The sequence below is a fragment of the Flavobacterium sp. PLA-DH12 genome, from assembly GCF_059511845.1.
In genome coordinates this window covers 617,174-637,092 of the sequence record NZ_JCAMPD010000001.1, presented here as the reverse complement: position 1 = coordinate 637,092, position 19,919 = coordinate 617,174, and the positions used below count along the sequence as shown (strand labels likewise).

General features: G+C 33.8%; 19 protein-coding genes. 12 read left to right on the top strand and 7 right to left on the bottom strand.

Going from position 1 to position 19,919, the window contains the following annotated elements; translation table 11 throughout:
• Positions 1-18: 18 nt before the first annotated feature.
• Positions 19-552: a hypothetical protein gene (locus AC5ZCW_RS02670; protein ID WP_496117747.1), complete on the bottom strand. Its 534-nt coding sequence runs from the start codon at positions 550-552 to the stop codon at positions 19-21.
• A gap of 186 nt (positions 553-738) precedes the next feature.
• Between AC5ZCW_RS02670 and AC5ZCW_RS02665 the strand changes: the two genes are divergently transcribed.
• From AC5ZCW_RS02665 to AC5ZCW_RS02655, 3 genes are all read left to right on the top strand, one after another.
• Positions 739-1,302 carry a YciE/YciF ferroxidase family protein gene (locus AC5ZCW_RS02665; protein ID WP_281632248.1) on the top strand — a complete coding sequence of 188 codons (564 nt, stop codon included), beginning with the start codon at positions 739-741 and terminating at the stop codon, positions 1,300-1,302.
• A gap of 70 nt (positions 1,303-1,372) precedes the next feature.
• Positions 1,373-2,104, top strand: coding sequence for a DNA-formamidopyrimidine glycosylase family protein (locus AC5ZCW_RS02660; RefSeq protein WP_343543253.1), 732 nt, complete (start codon positions 1,373-1,375; stop codon positions 2,102-2,104).
• A complete protein-coding gene (locus tag AC5ZCW_RS02655; RefSeq protein WP_496117744.1) occupies positions 2,101-2,814 on the top strand; it encodes a DUF72 domain-containing protein in 714 nt (237 codons plus the stop codon). The genes AC5ZCW_RS02660 and AC5ZCW_RS02655 overlap by 4 nt, the downstream gene beginning before the upstream one ends.
• A gap of 296 nt (positions 2,815-3,110) precedes the next feature.
• On the opposite strand, the gene AC5ZCW_RS02650 is transcribed toward AC5ZCW_RS02655, so the two are convergent.
• Complete coding sequence (locus tag AC5ZCW_RS02650) at positions 3,111-3,611, bottom strand: pyridoxamine 5'-phosphate oxidase family protein (protein WP_281632251.1); 501 nt, start codon at positions 3,609-3,611, stop codon at positions 3,111-3,113.
• Between the two features lie 230 nt (positions 3,612-3,841).
• Between AC5ZCW_RS02650 and AC5ZCW_RS02645 the strand changes: the two genes are divergently transcribed.
• Complete coding sequence (locus AC5ZCW_RS02645) at positions 3,842-4,273, top strand: response regulator (protein WP_496117742.1); 432 nt, start codon at positions 3,842-3,844, stop codon at positions 4,271-4,273.
• Here AC5ZCW_RS02645 and AC5ZCW_RS02640 read toward each other — a convergent pair.
• Entirely contained in the window at positions 4,263-7,085 is a 2,823-nt protein-coding gene (locus AC5ZCW_RS02640) for a PAS domain-containing sensor histidine kinase (protein WP_496117740.1), read from the bottom strand. The two genes, AC5ZCW_RS02645 and AC5ZCW_RS02640, sit on opposite strands and share 11 nt — an antisense overlap.
• Positions 7,086-7,285: 200 nt before the next feature.
• On the opposite strand from AC5ZCW_RS02640, the gene AC5ZCW_RS02635 reads away from it, so the two are divergent.
• Together AC5ZCW_RS02635 and AC5ZCW_RS02630 are read left to right on the top strand one after the other, a co-directional pair.
• Positions 7,286-7,627, top strand: a complete 342-nt coding sequence (locus tag AC5ZCW_RS02635) for a hypothetical protein (RefSeq protein WP_177209914.1) — start codon at positions 7,286-7,288, stop codon at positions 7,625-7,627.
• Between the two features lie 534 nt (positions 7,628-8,161).
• The gene (locus AC5ZCW_RS02630; protein ID WP_496117738.1) at positions 8,162-8,992 is read left to right on the top strand and encodes a hypothetical protein; all 831 of its coding nucleotides are present in this window, start codon (positions 8,162-8,164) and stop codon (positions 8,990-8,992) included.
• Between the two features lie 62 nt (positions 8,993-9,054).
• On the opposite strand, the gene AC5ZCW_RS02625 is transcribed toward AC5ZCW_RS02630, so the two are convergent.
• Entirely contained in the window at positions 9,055-9,315 is a 261-nt protein-coding gene (locus tag AC5ZCW_RS02625) for a SemiSWEET family sugar transporter (protein WP_343543245.1), read from the bottom strand.
• 131 nt (positions 9,316-9,446) lie between these two features.
• A complete protein-coding gene (locus AC5ZCW_RS02620) occupies positions 9,447-10,292 on the bottom strand; it encodes an SDR family oxidoreductase (protein ID WP_496117736.1) in 846 nt (281 codons plus the stop codon).
• A 392-nt stretch (positions 10,293-10,684) separates the two neighbouring features.
• Between AC5ZCW_RS02620 and AC5ZCW_RS02615 the strand changes: the two genes are divergently transcribed.
• Genes AC5ZCW_RS02615 through AC5ZCW_RS02595 form a run of 5 tightly spaced genes read left to right on the top strand, consistent with a single transcriptional unit; the run spans position 10,685 to position 17,258 of the window.
• A complete protein-coding gene (locus tag AC5ZCW_RS02615; RefSeq protein ID WP_281632257.1) occupies positions 10,685-11,899 on the top strand; it encodes a hybrid sensor histidine kinase/response regulator in 1,215 nt (404 codons plus the stop codon).
• Positions 11,900-11,916: 17 nt separating this feature from the next.
• Positions 11,917-15,483, top strand: a complete 3,567-nt coding sequence (locus tag AC5ZCW_RS02610; RefSeq protein ID WP_496117735.1) for a response regulator — start codon at positions 11,917-11,919, stop codon at positions 15,481-15,483.
• A 17-nt stretch (positions 15,484-15,500) separates the two neighbouring features.
• On the top strand, positions 15,501-15,866 hold the full coding sequence (locus AC5ZCW_RS02605; RefSeq protein WP_177209908.1) for a response regulator: 366 nt from the start codon (positions 15,501-15,503) through the stop codon (positions 15,864-15,866).
• 7 nt (positions 15,867-15,873) lie between these two features.
• Entirely contained in the window at positions 15,874-16,686 is an 813-nt protein-coding gene (locus AC5ZCW_RS02600; RefSeq protein WP_281632260.1) for a CheR family methyltransferase, read from the top strand.
• A complete protein-coding gene (locus AC5ZCW_RS02595) occupies positions 16,665-17,258 on the top strand; it encodes a chemotaxis protein CheB (protein ID WP_343543236.1) in 594 nt (197 codons plus the stop codon). The genes AC5ZCW_RS02600 and AC5ZCW_RS02595 overlap by 22 nt, the downstream gene beginning before the upstream one ends.
• Before the next feature lie 69 nt (positions 17,259-17,327).
• On the opposite strand, the gene AC5ZCW_RS02590 is transcribed toward AC5ZCW_RS02595, so the two are convergent.
• Together AC5ZCW_RS02590 and AC5ZCW_RS02585 are read right to left on the bottom strand one after the other, a co-directional pair.
• A complete protein-coding gene (locus AC5ZCW_RS02590) occupies positions 17,328-18,092 on the bottom strand; it encodes a porin family protein (RefSeq protein WP_496117734.1) in 765 nt (254 codons plus the stop codon).
• 12 nt (positions 18,093-18,104) lie between these two features.
• Positions 18,105-19,226, bottom strand: a complete 1,122-nt coding sequence (locus tag AC5ZCW_RS02585; RefSeq protein ID WP_496117733.1) for a hypothetical protein — start codon at positions 19,224-19,226, stop codon at positions 18,105-18,107.
• 295 nt (positions 19,227-19,521) lie between these two features.
• Here AC5ZCW_RS02585 and AC5ZCW_RS02580 point away from each other — a divergent pair, with 295 nt between their 5' ends.
• Positions 19,522-19,845, top strand: a complete 324-nt coding sequence (locus AC5ZCW_RS02580) for a DUF6660 family protein (protein ID WP_343543233.1) — start codon at positions 19,522-19,524, stop codon at positions 19,843-19,845.
• Positions 19,846-19,919: the final 74 nt, after the last annotated feature.

Below are 19,919 nucleotides of genomic sequence, written 5' to 3'. Positions count from 1 at the left end.
TTTATCCTTTTAAAAAAATTAGAATCGACGGGGATCATTTTCTGGATATCTATCGTCATCCTTATCTTCCTGAACATCATCTTCGATATAATCAGTGTCATCATCCTCGTCAATGTCTTCTTCTATGTACTCGTCTTCATCGTCTTCATCATCATCTTCGTCTTCGTCAAGATCTTCCAAGACGGCTTCAGTTTCATTAAAATCATATTCTTCTTCGGTTAAGTCTGAAGGATTGTCAAATTCGTCGTTTTCTTCGAAATCATCTTCCAATTCGACTTCATAAATATCATCGTTATTATCTTCTAAATCCCTGTCCTTATGAAAGTCATCATTTAAATCATCCAAATCATCATCGGCAAAATCTTCCTGATCTGGATTAGGTCGGTTCGGATTGTAGCCATTTCTTACCGTATATCCTCGTTCTGCAATTTCACGATTATCGGTATCCGGTTTTCTAATATCGTTTTTAAGATCTTCTGCCAGATTTCGGTCATCTGAGAAATGTTCTCTAAAATCTTTATTCGTGCCGTTGTTTTTATCTATAGTACTCATGGTCGCTGTTTTTTATGATTATATATACAAAGCTAGCATTAAGCTGATAGAATATATTATAAAATTATAAAGTGTAATTCTATAATTAACAGATGTTTAGAATAGAATTTTAACTTGTAATCATATAACCAGTCTGATTGTGCAGGCAGTAATTTTACCAGCATATTAATCATAAAAACTATTGCCATGAAAACTACAGATAGTAAAAATGCAAAAGAAACTACGCCGAGAGGAGTTACGAAGCCGAAGTCGAATGCTGCTTCAGGATTAACAGAATTATTTGAAGACGGATTAAAAGATATTTATTGGGCAGAAAAAGCACTGACAAAAGCTTTGCCTGTAATGGTTAAAAATGCTTCTTCTGTTGAATTGAAAGATGCGATTGACAATCATTTAACCGAAACCGAAGAACAGATTATTCGTTTGGAAGAAATTTTTAAAATTATTGGTAAAAAAGCAACAGCAAAAAAATGCGACGCAATGGAAGGTTTAATTGAAGAAGCCAAAGGAATGCTCGAGGAAACCGAACTTGGTGTAGTGCGAGATGCAGCAATTATTGCAGCAAGTCAGAAAATTGAGCATTATGAAATTGCTACTTATGGTACTTTAAGACAATTTGCAGAAACGCTAGGTCTGCCAGAAGCGGCAACTTTATTAGAACAAACGCTCGACGAAGAAAAAGGAGCCGATAAAACCCTTACAGAAGTCGCTGTAAACGCAGTAAATCTTGAAGCTGCTGAACTTGAATAGCAGATTAAGAAATGAAATAAAAGTGCAGTTCTAAATCTGCACTTTTTTAGTTAAATAAAAAATTCAGTATATGCCCGAAGGTCCGTCTATAGTAATCTTAAAAGAAGAAGTGCAGCAATTTGCCGGACAGAAAATAATTTCTGTATCTGGAAATGCCCATATTGATATTTCTCGCCTGAAGGATAAAACCGTTCTTGCTTTTAAAACCTGGGGAAAACATTTTTTAATCTGTTTTGATTCCTTTACAGTGAAAATTCACATGTTAATGTTCGGAACGTATCGAATTAATGAACGTAAAGATTCAAAACCGAGATTGAGTTTAGTTTTTGAGAATGGAGAAATCAATTTCTACACCTGCTCAGTTAAAATTTTAGAAGGCGATGTCAATTCACATTACGATTGGAGTGTCGATGTAATGAATGAAAATTGGAATCCGAAAAAGGCAAAAGCTAGTGTCGACAAAATGGAAAACAAAATGATTTGTGATGTAATTCTAGATCAGGAAATTTTTTCTGGAGTAGGTAATATCATTAAAAATGAAGTTTTGTACCGCTGTTATGTACATCCAGAATCGATTGTAGAGAAAATTCCGCCTCACGTTATTAGTGAGCTTATTGCAGAATGTTCTACTTATAGTTTTGAATTTTTGTATTGGAAAAAGAAATTCGAACTGAAACAACATTGGGAAGCTTATACCAAAAGTATTTGTTTGCGATGTAATCTGCCGTTTCAAAGAAAACAGACGGGAGAGCGAAAACGCAGAAGTTTTTTCTGCACCAATTGTCAACAACTATACAAATGAAAAATCAAGTAATAATAGGATGTTCAAGCTTTTACAACAGTTTCTGGAAAAATATTTTTTATCCTCAAAATCTGCCCTCAAAGCAATGGTTTGAGTTTTATTGCCATCATTTTGATACTTACGAATTTAACGGTAGTTTTTATAAATTTCCGACAGTAAGAATTTTTCAAAATTGGTACAATAAAACGCCTGAATCTTTTTTGTTTTCTGTAAAAGTGCCCAAAGAAATTACCCATATCAAAAAACTGCAAGAATGTGAAACACTATTGAATGACTTTTATGAGATCTGTAAAGTAGGTATGAAGGAAAAACTTGCGGTAGTTTTATTTCAATTTCCTCCGAGTTATATTTTTAGTCGAGAAAAATTAGAAACTATAATCAATAGTCTAGATTATAATTTTAAAAATGTAGTCGAATTTCGTCATGAAAGCTGGTGGAATGACGAGGTGTGGAATGTTTTCAAAGAAAATAATATTACATTTTGCAGTGTGAGCCATCCTAATCTTCCTCAAACTATTTTTAAAGATTTTCCGCTTTTTTATATGCGATTTCACGGAGTTCCAAAATTGTTTTATTCCAGTTATTCTACTGAAGAATTGACTAAAATAAACCGTGAAATTCATTCCAAAAAAGGTTTTATTTATTTTAATAACACAGCAAGCGAAGCAGGAATTTTGAATGCTTTGGAGTTAAAAAGAATGAATGGTTAGAATCTTCCTGTTTTTTTTAACGCAGAGTTCGCTAAGTTTTTTTGTTTTTAGGACTTAATACTTGCGCGAAAGAGTTCGCAAAGCTTTGAGCGAAGTTTCTCTTGTTGAGTAATTTGTTTCACGCAGATTTTACAGATTTAAGCAGATTTTTTTAAATCTTTTTAATCCTCTTAATCTGTGGCAAAAAAATTAACCGCAAAGTATACGCAAAGTTCAGAAAGGAATTATCTTAAAATACTTTGCGTATACTTTACTCTCTTTGCGGTTAAAAAACTTCTACGGTTTTAAAAAAAAAGCTACAATTTCAAGCTTCCTTCAATTCCGTCATCCATGGTTTTTCCTGTTACAAAAGCAGCGGTCATTTTTGCAATTGCAACCATTTTTCCATTTTTGTTGTTCCAATAATATCCATCTTCGGGAACTACTTTAATCACACTCAAATTTGGATCATCGACACCGCCAGGCATCCAGATTTTCACAATAGGATTCCATAATTTTTCGATAGTTTCCCTGTCGTATGAAATACTTGCGGTTCCGTGAAGTGTTAGAAATTTATCATGCGGTTCAGAAAAGAAGATTTCAACCATTGGGTTTAATGTAATTTCTGCATTCTGACTGCTGTTTCGGTCAGATAAAAACCATAAGTTTCCCAAATCGTCAATTTTCTGAACAGACATTGGTCGCGACTGTAATCTATATTCATTGTATGTACAAAACATACACGTTTTAATATGCTCAGCAAGATCTTTTATCTTATCAACAGCAAATTCATCTGTAAGGTCTTTATGATCGCCCATAACGTTATTTTTTTAAGTTTTTTTATATTTAATTATTTGACTGACAGTAAGATATTGTCTGAAAAATGTAAAAAGTAAAGTTGGTGCTTTTTGTACTTTTTTAATTTATATAATTAAACTTATAAATTATGAGATTTCTATTTGTTTTGTAACAAACTCGGGCGGTTCTGCCTTTTGTTACATAAAATTGCACTATATTTGGAAAAATAAATTTCTAAGCCTAAAATACCATGACAGATTTTACCATATTCTATACCGATGATGACGAAGATGATTTGTGTATTTTTGCTGATGCCGTAGAATCTATACCTCAGAATATCAATTTGCAAACCTATTCAGGAAGTCAAAATTTTCTGAATGCTCTTTCAGATTCATCTATTGTTCCGTCTGTTATTTTCTTGGATTTAAATATGCCAGGAAAAAATGGTTTTGATGTTTTGGAAGAACTTAGAAAATCTGATGATAAAAAAGACATTCCTGTTGTGATTTATTCAACATCGAGTGAACCGGGCAACATTGAGAGATGTCTTAATCTTGGAGCCAACTGCTTTATTACCAAACCAGTTTTAATGAGCGATATTATAAAAGCAATAGAACACGCTATGAAGATTGACTGGGATAAATTTATTCCGAACAAATCTAATTTTGTATTTAAATATTAATTTCTGATAAATCGGGAATATAAATATTAAAAACCGAGCCTTTACCTTTTTCACTCGAAACTGTAATTACGCCTTTGTGGTTTTCTACGATTTTTTTCACTATTGCAAGACCGATTCCTGTTCCTTTGTATTCGCTTTCGGTGTTTAAGCGCTGGAAAACTTCAAAGATTTTTTCTTTATAAATCAATTCAAAACCAATTCCGTTATCCGAAACTTGGAGATGATGGTAGATTTTGTCTTTAAATTCAGCATTTGGAACCGATTTTCCATCAACTTTTTTAACTGCTATTTTTACTTTTGGAGGAATACCAGGACGCGAGAATTTTAAGGCATTTTCTACCAAATTATGAAGCAGCTGTCTAAACTGAAACTGTATAAGTGTGGCTTCTCCTAAATCGTGATATTCAACGACAGCATTTTTTTCTTCAATTCGATCAGAAAAATCACTGATTACTTCGTCGGCGATTTCGTCTATTTTAACCGTTGTAAAAACACGATCGGCAGAATTGGCACGAGAATACGTTAGTAAATCCTGTATAAGATTTTGCATTTTCTTTGCCGAAAACTCAATTCTTGCTAAATAAGTTTTGGCATTCGCCGAAATATTCTGTTCATCCAAATCGGATAATCGGCTTGCAAAAGTCTGTATTTTTCGCAAAGGTTCCTGAAGGTCATGGCTAGAAATATAAGCAAACGATTGCAGTTCTATATTCATATTAACCAGATCTCTGTTTTTGAGTTCTAGCTGTGTTGTACGCTCAATAATTTGTTCTTCCAGCTGATTGGTAATGTTCTTCTGTTCTTCTATATCGGTACTGGTTCCAACCCACATTTGGACTTTTCCAAATTCGTCCAATTGTGGAATAGCACGGCTGAGTTGCCACCTGTATTCGCCATCATATCGTTTAAAACGATGTACAAAAAGAAACTCGTGTCCAGTTTTGACTGATTCCATCCAAAGCTTTACATTTTCTTCTCTATCATCTGGATGCACGACCTGAAGCCAGCCATTTTTGTCGATTTCTTCCTTTGTAAATCCAGAATAGGTATAGAAAGTTTCATTAAAATAATTCAGATTTCCTAAAGTATCACTTGTCCAGATTAATTGAGGGATAGAGTCGGCAAGGAGTCGGAATTTTTTCTCACTTTTTGCTAAAACTTGCTGACCTTCTTTTTCGGTTGTAACATCCATAACAGTTCCCACCATTTTTGAAGGCTCATTATTTTCATCAAAAAATATTTTGCCATGCACTTTAATCCAAGCAATAGAATTGTCTACCTTAAAAACTCGGGCTTCATATTTGTAAATACTCGTTTGTAAAGCCTTATCAAATGCATTGGCAACAATATGTTCATCTTCAGGAATAATACGGCTTCGAATGTCTTGATGTACTATTTTTGTATTTTTGTCAAATCCGAAAATGTCAAGGATATTATCACTGTAAATTAATTTTTTGTTCTTTAAATTCAAATCCCACATAGCAATTTCGCCAATTTCGGCAGCTTGTCTGGCTCTTTCTTCGGCAGTTTCAATTTTTTTACGGGCTTTGACTTTAGCAGTTACATCATAAACGGTACACATAATGCCAGAGGCCTTTCCATTCTTTTCATAAAGGGTTGTATATTCATAATCAAGGTAGAATTTTTTTAATTTTCCATTGATATCAACATAAGCAACGCCTTCATTTTCTTGGATTGTTTTTCCATTAATCAGAACTTCAAGCAATAATTCAGGATATTTTTGATTTTTGAGTTCAGGAAATACTTCTAGTAGCGGTATGCCAATACAATTCTTTTCTTCTTTTTGCCAGATATTATGCATCATGGCTTTATTGGCCATTTCGATTATAAAATCTTTTCCTCTAAATATTGCCATTGCAATAGGAGAGTCCATTACAATTTCTCTAAACGCTTTCTCGCTTTCAGTCAAAAGATGTCTTGCTTTTACTTCTTCAGTTACTTCGTAAGACACAACGGTGACACCTTCGATGACACCATTTTCATCTTTTAACGGATAAAAAACGAGATTAAAGTAGCCCAATTCCTCTTTGTTATAACGATTTAAAGTCACCGGAAGTTCATCAGTAAAATAGGCGGTTCCAGTTTCGAAAACATTTTTCAGCAACGGGAAAACCTTTTCTTTTGCCTCTGGAACTGAATCAAAAATTGGTTTGTGCAGAATATCTTTTTCTTCCTTATCAATAATATGAAGATAAGTCGAGTTGACCATTTCTGCAATGAGATCTGGCCCTTTTAAAACACAAATTCCCAGAGGAAGCTGTTTTACCGTATTTCTAAAACGTTTTTCGCTTTCTTCAAGCTTTTTTCTAGTAAGGACTTGCTCTGTTGTTTCATTGCAGATCACCAGAACTCCAGCCGTTTTTCCATTTTCATCATTTACTGGGCTGTAGCTGAAAGTCCAATATACATCTTCCATTTTTCCATTTCTGTAAATGGGCAGCAATTCGTCTTCATACCAAGTCGCTTCTCCTTTGGTTAGCACTTGATCGATTAGAGGTTTTATAAAAGTCCAGATTTCAGGCCAATATTCAGCGCCTTTTTCACCTAGAATAGAAGGGTGTTTGCCATCGTTTCCTAAACTCGGACGATAAGCATCGTTATAAAAGCAAATATGGTCTGGTCCCCAAAACAAAAACATGGGAAATTTGGAGTTTAAAAGAATTCCTAAAGTAGTGCGGAGGCTCTGAGGCCATAATTCTACTGGTCCAACAGCCGTTTTGCTCCAATCTTTAGCACGGGTAAGTTGTCCCATTTCGCCTCCGTTGGCCAGGAAATCATAGTTTTTACTCATTAATATTTTGCTTTTTATATAATTTTCTAATAAGCTTATTCTCAGACTTTATTGTGTATTTCGAATTAAGCTCTGTTAAAATTAGTAAAAATAAAATCTCTTTTAAAGTCCTTTTTTGAATGAGGTAAGATTAAAATCTATTGAGTTAATTTTATCTCGTTTGTATGCGGAAATTTGATAAACAGATAAATTGAAAAGATATGAAACGAGAAGATTCAAAACATGAAACCGACAATATAAAAAGATATCAAGAAGAAGGTTATACTGCTAATTACATATTCGAAAATGATCGTTTAGTAGATTCAGAAACTAAAGAGGTTTATAATCCTGAAGATGTATTTATTGTGGCGCATCATCGATATGAAGGAATGAGCGATCCAGATGACATGTCAATTTTATATGTTATCGAAACAAAAGATAAAAGAAAAGGAACTCATTTATTAGGATACGGTCCAATGGCCGATTTGGAAGAAGCAGAATTTTTTAAAGACATTCCGAAAGCTAATTATGCTAAAAATGCAGACATAAACGAATTGACTTAAAAGAATAAAAATAGATTGGTATTTTTATTTTGCTGATGAGCAGTTGTTTCAAATTTATTTGAGGCAGCTGCTTTTTTTTAAGCTTCTAAGCTACTGAGGTTCTAAGGTGCTAAGCTTTTTTTCTTACTGTTTTTGAAAAGTGAGAAAGGTATAAGCTTAGTTTTTTAGTTTGATTTTACTTTTTTTAAGCTTCTAAGGGACTGAGGTTCTAAGATGCTAAGTTTTTTTATTGTTTTTGAAAAGTGAGAAAGGTAGAAGTTTGGTTTTTTAGTTTGAATTTACTTTTTTAAGGCTCTGAGGTTCTAAGATGCTAAGGCTTTTTTAGTGTTTCTTTTGTGCCGCAAAGAAACTTAGCACCTTAGCATCTTAGAACCTCAGAACCTTAAAATAATAATTATGAAATATCTTCTAAAAATTGTATAAATGGTTGAAGGTTAATATAAACGAAATTTGGATTATAGAAATGAAGTAAAACCAAAGTTAGTTTTTGTACGTAAATAATTACTAACCACTTTATTAAAACCAAACCATATAATGAAAAAACTTTACATAAATACTGGAAGCTTTGATGCTGTTTTTAATAATCTAAAAGAGAGTTTTGGCGGAGACTTAAGTGTTACTGTCAATGAATACAAATTGACAATTAAATCAAAATGGGCAAAAGGAAGCATTTCTGGAGTACGTTTTGAGAAAGAAATGACGTATCTCAACTTTGATTTGTCTTTTAATCAAGACGTTAATTTAAGTATCGAATCTAATCCGTTTGCGCCTGTATTTTTTGCTTATTGCGAAAATGGAAATGTCTTGTACAGTTTTGGTGCAAATGGAGCTGTTAAACGCTTAAAAAAGCAACAGTCTGGCATTATGAGTAATTCTTCTTCAATTAATAGCGTATTGTATTTTGAAAGCCACAAACAAATTCAGTTTTCATTGATTGGAATGCCAACTAATAGAGAATCAAAAGAAGCCGATGTTGATTTTATTGCTCAAGTTAGAAAGAGATTTACGTGCGAATCTGGAAATTATATTTATATCGGAGCTGAGAATTTAAAAATAGGAGAGAAGTTTCAGGAACTTAAAGCAATTCCAAAGCAAGGAACTGTTCGCTATCTGCTGATGAAAAGCATTTTGCGAGATATTTTAGAGTTGGAGGTAGCGCAGCATAGTTACAATTATTTAACTCCGTTTGTTCCGATTTTGAATTTCGCTATTAAACAGCTAGGCGAAATCAGAAAACTTTCAGAAATAAATTTGGGAGCAGTTATGTCGCCAGTACTATTCTTTAAAAGAAGTTTGCAATCGCGAACTTTAAAAGAAAAGTTGCATTTAGAATTAAAACCTTATAATCAAAAATTAGCTAGCTAGTAAGCATTATTATATTCTTCAATTTCTGAAAAAACAGCTTCATCCGAGCTGTTTTTTTATGCTTATTCTTTTTCATAATAAATGATAAAATAAACCATGATGAGATTTAAAATAAGCGAAATGCTATTGGTGATAATAATGGGCAAATCGTTTTTTAAAATCCCATAAACCACCCAGACCGCAATTCCGAAAGTGAGTGTGCCAAACATTTTAAGCGAAATTTCTTTTACTTTTTTGGTTCTCCAAACTTTCAGAATCTGCGGTATCGTTGCGATGGTCACACAAGTTCCAGCAAAAAGTCCGATGATTTCTACAAAATTCATTTTTCTTTTTTTTAAGTTTCTAAGCTCCTAAGGTTCTAAGGTATTCGCTGGTTTTGTTATTAGGCTCATTATGTAGATTACAAAAAGAAAAACTTAGAACCTTAGCATCTCAGAACCTCAGAACCTTATTTTTACCCCACCAATTCACCGCCATTGATATGAATAAACTGTCCAGTAATATAACTGCTGTCTTCGCAGGCCAGAAATACATACGCAGGAGCTACTTCAGATGGCTGTCCGGCTCTTTCCATCGGATTATCTTTTCCGAAATCAGATAATTTATCAAAACTGGCTACGATCAAAGGAGTCCAGATTGGTCCTGGAGCAACGCCATTTACACGTATTTTCTTTTTTGCCAACATAGTCGAAAGTGATCGCGTAAAACTAACAATCGCACCCTTTGTGCTGGCATAATCTGCTAAATGCTCGCTTCCGCGGAAAGCAGTTACAGACGTTGTATTGATAATTGAATCGCCTTCTTTTAAGAAAGCAAGTGCCGCTTTTGTGATATAAAAGAAAGGATAAATGTTGGTTTCAAAAGTTTTATGGAGTTGTGTCGTAGTTATATTTTCAATTTCAGTTTGCGGAAACTGAGTCGCAGCATTATTCACAATAATATTAAGACTCTTAAAAGTCGTATGACACTTTTTAATGGCATTTTGGCAAAATTTTTCATCTTTCAAGTCACCGCTAATCAATAGACATTGCTGACCTTCTTTTTCGATCATTGCTTTGGTTTCTTTGGCATCTTTATCTTCTTTTAAGTAGACAATCGCTATATTGGCACCTTCACGGGCAAAATGTACCGCAACGCTTCGTCCTATTCCGCTGTCTCCTCCAGTAATAAAAGCTGTTTTTCCAAATAACTTACCGCTTCCAACATAGTTTTCTCTAATAATTTCAGGCTCGGGATTCATCATGTGTTCATTGCCGGGAAGATTTTGTTTTTGCTCAGGAAATGTTTGTTTCTTTTTCATGATTTCTCTTTTTAAGCTTTTTTAATGCAATTAAAATTAGATGATAGCTATAATTTTACTTGCCTTAAAAGACATTTTGTTTGCCTCAATAAAATCAAAACGCGGTGTGTTGTATGAAAATACATCAATTAGTAGGAAATTTTTAAATAATAAGAAATTTCTAATAAGTTAGCAATCACGCAGTATGATTAAAATGAAGGCAAAAGATGGGAATTTTGTAACTATTTCCGATTTAGATAAAAAACCCGCTCGCTATTTTTTTTATACATTTGAGAATTTCCACATAATTTTTAAGAGTTGCTTCGGCAATTCTTTAAAAAAATAAGAAAATTTTTAAATTTCACTTTAAATTCAAGAGTTTTGATTTACAACAGATTTAGCTCCCACACGGCATGGTATTAATTGTAGACGATATAAGGGCGAATATTATTGCCTTAAAGAAAACATTAGAGCTGCATAATATCGATGTCGATAGTGCCGAATCTGGAGAAGAAGCTTTAAAGAAAATCCTAAAAACAGATTACTGCCTAATTATTATGGATGTTCAAATGCCAGGACTTGATGGCTTTGAAGTGGTAAAAATCCTTTCAGGAAACCAACGCACAAAAGATATTCCCGTAATTTTTCTTTCGGCACTTAATACCGAGAAAAAATACATTTTTAAAGGATATGAAACAGGTGCTGTTGAGTATATTACCAAGCCAGTAGACAGCGATTTGCTGATTCTTAAAGTAAAGACTTTCATTAAGATTTACGAACAGCAAAACGAACTCCGAGCGATGAAAGATCTGCTTTCTAAAGAAATCAAAATTAGAAAAGAAGCTCAGGACAATCTTGAAATAAAAATTGCGGAGAGAACGCGGGAATTGGTTCAGAAAAACGAAGAACTGGAACTCCGAAATCATGAGTTGCAGCAGTTTTCGTGGGTAGTATCGCATGATTTGAATGAACCTATTCGCAAGATTCAGATATTCATTAAAATTATAAAAGATCTGTATTTAAAGGCAGACGACAAAGCGATTGATTATGTAGATCGAACGATAAAATCGGCAGAAAGAATGCAGACTTTGATTACCGATCTTTTGGCCTATTCTAGACTTTCGGCACAAGTTAAACCTGAGAAAACAGATTTAAACGTGGTTTTACAGGAAGTGTTGGGTGATTTTGATTATCTCATAGAACGCAAAAATGCCACAATAAAAACCAACGAACTGCCAACAATTGACAGTATTCCGAGCCAGATGCGTCAGGTTTTTCAAAATCTCATTGGAAATGCTTTGAAGTTTTCTGGAAATGACGAAAAAGCGGTAATCGAAATTACTTCGGAAACTATTTTAGAAAAAGCAATCGAAAGTCCGACTTCGCCAGAAGGAAAATTTTGCAGAATTACAGTAAAAGATAACGGAATTGGTTTTGATGAGATTTATCTTGATCGCATTTTTATTATCTTTCAAAGCTTAAACGATCGCCAATCTTACGAGGGAACGGGAATTGGACTGGCAATTGCTAAGAAAATCATAGAAAAACATAACGGATTAATTACGGCTAAAAGTAAAGTGGGAGAAGGTGCAAGCTTTATCATTGTTCTTCCTTTAAAATACGAATAAAAATAATTTAGAAATATATGAATGGTAATTTTAAAAGAAATTTATTAATCAGTTCACTAGTTTCACTGCTTGTACTAACTATTAGTTCTGTTGCCTCTTTTATTAGTATTAAAAGTTTACTAAACAGTAACTTTTGGGTAAACCATACGCAGGATGTAATCTATAACCTAAATGAAGGTTCATCGATTATTACAGAAGCCCAAACCAGCATGAGAGGCTATCTGCTTACAGGAGACGAACAGTTTGTGGACCGTTTTAATGATTCGGAAGCCAAATCAAATACTTATTTTGAAAAGTTAGATGAACTTACGTCTGACAATCCTTCACAGACAAAATTACTAGAAGAATTACGTACCAAACGTTCGGGTTTCTTTAAATATTTGAATAATCAGATTGTAAAAAAACGATTAAGCAAAGAAACACTGATTTTCGACTTGAATGAAGGTCGAAAAATGATGAATGACATTAAGGCAATCGTCAAAAAAGTTGAAAATACAGAACAAAAACTTTTAGAAGAACGTAACTCAAATTCAGAACGTTACGGAAATTATAGTTTGGCTTTAATTGCCATTGCTTTCTTTATAGCCTTTCTTATTTCTATTGTTTTCCTAATCAGAATTCTGAAAGATTATAACGAGAGAACTTTGCTGCAACAAGAATTAATAAAAAAAGATAAAGAAACAGCAGAAAGACTTGAAGTAATAAGCGGCATTGCGACACAAATTGCTAAAGGAAATTACGATGTCCAAATTGATGATAGAAAAGCTGATACTTTAGGTGCTTTGGGATCGTCTATTCATAACATGAAAGATTCATTAAAAGATTCTTTCGAATTATTGTCTCAGAAAGAATGGCTTCAATCAGGCGTTGCGACTTTGAATGATAAAATGCTGGGCGAAAAAACAATTCAGAAATTATCTAAAGATGTAATCGAATTTTTGTGCCAATATACCAACAGCAGTGCAGGAGTTTTGTATGTTGTAGATGGAGAAGAATTGACTGTTACAGGAGGTTACAGTTATATACCGAGTAAAAACAGAGAACGAATCAAGAAAGGCGAGGGGTTGATTGGGCAATCTATTGTTTCTGGAAAAATGTTGGAGTTAAAAACACTTTCTCCAGACGATATTCAGATCAATTATGCATTGGGAGAAATAAAACCAACTCATATCGTGGCAATGCCTTTAATGGATTTCAAGATTGAAGGAGCGGTTGAGCTGGCTAGCATCTACGGATTTTCGATGCTGCAGCTTGAGTTCTTGAATATTGTAGCCAATAATATCGGAATTGCCATAAAAGCAACTCAAAATCGCAAAAGAGTAATGGAACTTCTGGAAGAAACCAAATCTCAGTCTGAAGAACTTCAAATTCAGCACAGCGAATTGGAAGCGATAAATGCTGAGTTAGAAGCGCAGACGGAAAAATTACAGGCTTCTGAAGAAGAACTTCGCGTGCAGCAGGAAGAGTTGGAACAAACCAATGAAGAACTTTCTGAAAGAAGTGTTTTATTGGAAGAAAAAAATACAGAAATTCAGAAAAAATCAGAAGCTTTGGAGCTGACAACTCGTTATAAATCGGAATTTTTGGCTAACATGTCGCACGAATTGAGAACACCGCTGAATTCTATTTTATTGTTAAGCCGTTTGTTGTCTGAAAATAACAATAAAACGATGAACAATGAAGAAATCGAATTTGCAAAAGTGATTCAGAGTTCTGGAAATAGTTTGTTGGGATTAATTGATGAAATTCTAGATTTATCTAAAATTGAAGCTGGAAAAATGGATCTGGAATTCTTAGATGTTTCAACTAAAGAAATTACAGATAATCTTCATAATCTGTTTTATCTGGTTGCAAAAGAAAGGGGAATTAATTTTGAAATTATTGCCAAAGAAGCGCCAATTGTTATTAAAACAGACAAAATGCGTTTGGAGCAGATTTTGAAAAACCTGATTTCGAACGCCATTAAATTCACCGAAAAAGGAACCGTTTCTCTTGAAATTAAAGTCGATACAGACGATGATAAAATAATCTGTTTTATAGTAAAAGATACCGGAATCGGAATTCCGATCGAAAAACAGCCATTGATTTTTGAAGCGTTCCAGCAAGCCGATGGTTCAACAAAACGTAAATATGGCGGAACTGGTTTAGGATTGTCAATCAGTCGTGAATTGGCTAAATTATTGCGAGGAGAAATTATTCTTCATAGTAAAGTAAACGAAGGAAGTACGTTTACGCTATGTCTTCCAGTGTTAGGATTTGCTATCAACAAAGTTTCGGTAAATAAAATTCCGCATGCTGAAGAAATCGAAGTAACGATGGAGGGCGATGAAGAAAAACCAAAATATATCAGTGAAGTTATTCCGCAAGAAATTGAAGACGACAGAGATTCAATTGTCGAAGGCGATAAAGTCATTTTGATTGTAGAAGACGATATCAATTTTGCAAAATCGTTATTGGCTTTCACACAGAAAAAAGGATACAAAGGAGTAGTGGCAGTAAGAGGTGATTATGCCTTAAATTTTGCTTTAATTTACAGACCAATCGGAATCTTATTGGATATCGAACTTCCAATAAAAAGTGGATGGCAGGTTTTAGAAGAGCTAAAGAATCATTCTCATACCAAACATATTTCGGTGCATATTATGTCTTCGCATAAACTGAAACAGGAAAGTTTGCTAAAAGGAGCTGTAGATTTCTTAGATAAACCGGTTGCTTTTGATCGAATTCCAGATGTCTTCAAACGTATTGAACACATTATAAACAAAGAATCGCAGAAAGTTTTAATTATTGAAGATAACCCGAAACATGCAAAAGCACTAGCATATTTTCTAGAGACTTATAATATTAATTCAGAAATTAAAAGCGAAGTTTCAGAAGGTTTATCTTCTTTAGGAAAAGAAGAGGTAGACTGTGTAATTCTAGATATGGGAATTCCAGACAAGCAGGCGTACGAAATTCTAGACGGCGTTAAGAAAAGTCCAGGTTTAGAGAATCTACCAGTAATTGTGTTTACAGGAAAGAGCCTTTCTATAAAAGAAGAATTAAAAATTAAGAAATATGCCGATTCGATCATTGTAAAAACGGCACATTCGTACCAAAGAATGCTCGATGAGGTTTCGCTTTTCCTTCACTTAGTAGAAAATAAAAAAGAAGGAAATGCAGGAAAAGAAAGCAGTAAAAAACTGAATTCGTTAAACAATATTTTATTTGAGAAAAAAGTATTAATTGTTGATGATGATGTACGAAACATCTATTCGCTTTCTAAAGCTTTAGAAGCATTTAAAATGAATGTTATTACAGCTTTTGACGGAAAAGAGGCAATTAAGATTCTCAACGAAAATCCAGATACAGATGTAGTGCTTTTAGATATGATGATGCCAAATATGGACGGTTACGAAACAGCAGAAAAGATTAGAAGCAATCCTAAATTTCTTAACTTAGCAGTAATCGCGGTAACAGCCAAAGCTATGACAGGCGATAGAGAAAAATGTATTAAGGCGGGAGCTTCAGATTATATTACAAAACCGGTCGATGTCGATCAGTTGTTATCGCTGCTTCGAGTTTGGTTATACGATAAAATCTAATCTTAAAAATACTGTACATGGAAAAGAAAAAAGTATTGATTGTAGATGACGATTCTAGAAATATTTTTGCTTTAGTAAATACTTTAAAAGCAAAATCTTTTGACTGTTTGTCTTGTTTAAGTGCCGAAGAAGCCTTGAAAATATTAGCAAAAGATAACTCAATTGATGCCGTTTTATTGGATATGATGATGCCAGAAATGGACGGTTATGAGGCGATTCCGCTTATTAAAGCCATTCCCTCGCAAGAGAATACTTTTGTAGTTGCCGTAACAGCGCAAGCTATGGCAGGAGATAAAGAAAAATGTTTACAAGCCGGAGCAGATGCATACATCTCAAAACCTGTAGATGTAGATAAATTACTTCACATCTTGGGAGAAATTTAAATGAATTATGATTGAAGATATTGAATTAGAAACTCTCATTAATGAAGTTTACGAATATTATGGTTTTGATTTTGGTAGTTATTCAAGAGCCTCACTTAAAAGACGTGTAAGCAGGGTATTTACTTTGGATGGATTCAAGCATTTTCATGAATTTCTGTCTAAAGTCCGCACCGATCCGGAATATTGTAAAAAAATGATTGACGAAATAACGGTTAACGTTACAGAGATGTTTCGTGATCCGTCTTTTTATCAAACCCTTCGAAAAGAAATTCTTCCTTTATTGGGTACCAAACCTTTTATTAGAATTTGGCATGCTGGCTGTTCTACGGGAGAAGAAGTATATTCGATGGCCATTATGCTCAAAGAAGAAGGTTTACTGCACAAATCATTATTGTATGCAACCGACATAAACGCAACGGTTTTGGAAACAGCCAAAAGCGGTATTTTTCCGTTGAGAATGATAAAAGATTATGCCGATAATTACCGAGAGGCGGGCGGTCAGGAAGATTTTTCAGATTATTATATTGCCAATTACGGGTTTGCAAAGTTTAATGAAAATCTATCGGAGAAAATGGTTTTCTCACAGCATAATCTGGTTTCAGACACTTCGTTCAATGAATTCGACCTCATTTTATGCCGCAATGTTTTAATTTATTTTGATAATAATCTGCAGAAAAGAGTAGTCAATCTTTTTGATGACAGTCTGGCCGTTTTGGGCTTTTTAGCTCTCGGAACAAAAGAAACTATAAAGTATTCTATATCTCAAACCAAATACAAACAATTTGATAAGGAGAAAATATGGAGGAAAATAAAAGAATAACAAATTGTAAAGTAGTTATAATTGGCGGTTCGGCTGGAAGTTTGCAGGCATTATTGCAGATTTTACCATTTTTAGATAAAGCGGTTTCTTTTGCAATTGTTATTGTTGTTCACAGAAAAAACTCAGATGAGCAGACTCTAGAAGACTTAATCGCTTTAAAATCAAAAATTGGAGTAAAAGAAGTAGAAGATAAAGTCAAACTCAAACCAGGATTTATTTATATAGCGCCTTCTAATTATCATTTATTATTTGAAAAAAGCGAAACCTTGTCTTTAGACACTTCAGAAAAAATAAACTATAGCAGACCAAGTATAGATGTTTCTTTTGAGTCTGCTGCAGAGGTTTATGGTGAAAATCTGGTTGGTATTTTGCTGTCGGGTTCCAATTCTGATGGAACGGTTGGATTGCGAGCAATTCAGACAGCTGGCGGAATAAGCGTTGTACAGAATCCGCTTTCTGCAGATATGCCTTTTATGCCCAATAATGCCATTTTGCATACTATGCCTGATTTTATTTTAAGTACCGAAGAGATTTTGGAGTTTATAAAAGAAATTAATATTGCTGATTTTTGATTAACGATTTTAAATTTCAGATGGAAGAAATCAAAAATCGTTAATCCTCAATCTAAAATCTTCAATTTCTTATTTTTTTTCATCTTCTGGAAGCACCACTTTATTTAATTCAGCTTCTTTTTCAGCTCTTCTTTGCGCTGCTTTTCCTTTTCCAATTGGCAATCCCGCGGTAACATACAAAGATCTGTTGTATTGATTATTTGGACCATCTCCTTTCATTACTGTCACAAGTCCCAAGTAATATTGAACGGTGATATTTAAGCCATGACCAACATTCATATGATAACCAGCACCAAAGGCAAGTCCGGCATCTATAACATGAATTTGGTCTCTGATGTTTTTCTTATATACCACATCGTCATTGTTGATTTCGTTTTTAAACTCATCAAATGCTTTGGCTAACAAACCAAATTGCGGACCTGCTTTAAGGTAGATATTGTTTTTAAATTGGTATTTGATTAGTATCGGAACATTAAAATATCGAATTTCACGATTTACATGTCCGCCAGCAAAAGTATTGTCTAGATTTTCATCATTTAATGAATACACCGGAATATCTTTGGCCCCCATAGGAGATTTTACAATTACTCCAGTATTGATCATCCATGCTGGATTTTTCTTAGACCTGAAGTCAAAGTAAAAACCAAGATTAAAACCTGGGTTTAAAGCAGACGATCCCATATTGGAAATAGTAGAAAAATTAGCACCGCCTTCAAGACCAAATTCTAAAAACTCTGAGTTGAGTTTATCTCCAAAGATTAAGGAAATCAAGACTTGGGATTGTGCTGTGGTAATACAAAAGAAAGCGATAAAGATCAGAAAACTTTTTTTCATATGATTTATGAATTAAAGTCCAAAACGATACTGAAGACTGCCCAATACTTGTGTACGTGAACCTAAGAAACCGGCTTCTGCGCGAAACATAACGTGTCGGCTGAATTGATATTGAGATCCTATAATAAAGTTCCACATATCTTTTGGTCTTTTTTGAAGTGAATATTGAACAGATGAATCTGAAGCTGTACTCAATGCTCCGTCTAGAGTTGCTAAGAATGTACCTGCTCTATCTAAAGCTCTATCGGCAGTGTTATGTTTAGCAATATTAACCGGATTTTTTTGTTCAGCTGGAGTCAAACCATCCCACCAGTTATCTACTTTTGTTTGATTCTCAGAGACTTTTTGAAGTCCAGTGTCTACTTTAGCTTGGGCACTGCTTAGATCAATAAAATCAGATAAAGGCAAATCTCCATTGGTATCTCCAGAAATATGAACTCTAAAAGCTCCAACCCAAATTGCTATGTTAGTGTCTGGTTTATTAAATTTAAATGTTTTTCCTAATCTAGGACCAAAAATATAAGAGAATGCAGGTTTGTCAAGAGAACTAATATCTGTCCAAGCCATGTTCATATCTAGTGCAAACCAACCACCGCCAATACCAATTGTTGGGGTCATACCGATACCAAAAGTAGTAGCATCAAAATTGGCTTTAGTACTGAAACTTGCAATTTCAGACCAATTGTTATCTGCGTCTGGCACCCAAATACCAGCATTAATTTTTGTTGCCGTTTTGGCCTTTCCGAAAATTCCGTAAATATTTAAAAAGGGAAGCAACCACACATCAGGTCTAATCGTAAGCGCACCAGCTTCAACCGTTGATTTATTAAATCGTACAATTTCATCTAAGTTATATTGTGGGCCATGATTAAAGCCAATATTCAAATCATTAATAACAATTTCAGATTCCTGCCAAAAATAATTAACAGAAACTCCTGCAGAATAAGGAAGTTTATAGCCTTTCTGTGCTACTTTTTCTCCCCAGATTGGTAGTGCGTAAGGGTATCTTTCGACTTTAAGACTATCTTTTAAATCTTCATTTTTTTTACCTACAATTTTATCGGTATAAACCTGCGCAAAAATTTGCATGCTGAATAATAATAAAAAGGCTGATATTAGTGTATTACATTTCATTGATTAGAGTGTTTTAATGTTAATTAATTAAACTGCGAAAAATAAATATGTACTAATGCTATTATGGGAATCTTTTTATTGGTATGCGATATAGGTTTGTATTATAATTAAAGATTAAGGCTTAAGAATGTGTTAATTAGTGTTAAAGTTAACGAAATTTTCTTACCTCCGACAAAAATTAAATGAGAAAATGATAAAAGATTTAAAAATAATTTTAAGATATTTTTAAGTATTTTTCTTTTACTAATTATCGCTATCAATTACCAGTTTAAAAAATAATTGTATTTTTACAGCTGTGAAATGGATAACAATCATATTATCAATTTACCTGTTGGCATTATCTAATATGCCATGTGCGGATATGGAAGTAAACAGCGCTATGCATAAAACCGCTCAGTTTGCTTCAGAAGACAATCATTCGCACGACAAAAACAATGATTTATGTTCTCCTTTTTGTGTCTGCAACTGCTGTGGAGCACAAGTTCTAAGTTACCATTCTGCTGTAAGTTTTGAATTTCCTAAAACTTACAATCAAATTTCAATTGTCTTACCAAGTTATAGTTCTGTTTTTATTTCCAATTTCTTCGGAAGTATTTGGCAGCCCCCTCAAATAGCATAATGATTATGCCTGTTCAGTTCCGATAGTTATCGGAATCGAAAACGGGCGAGAGAGTTGTGGACTTTCCACACATT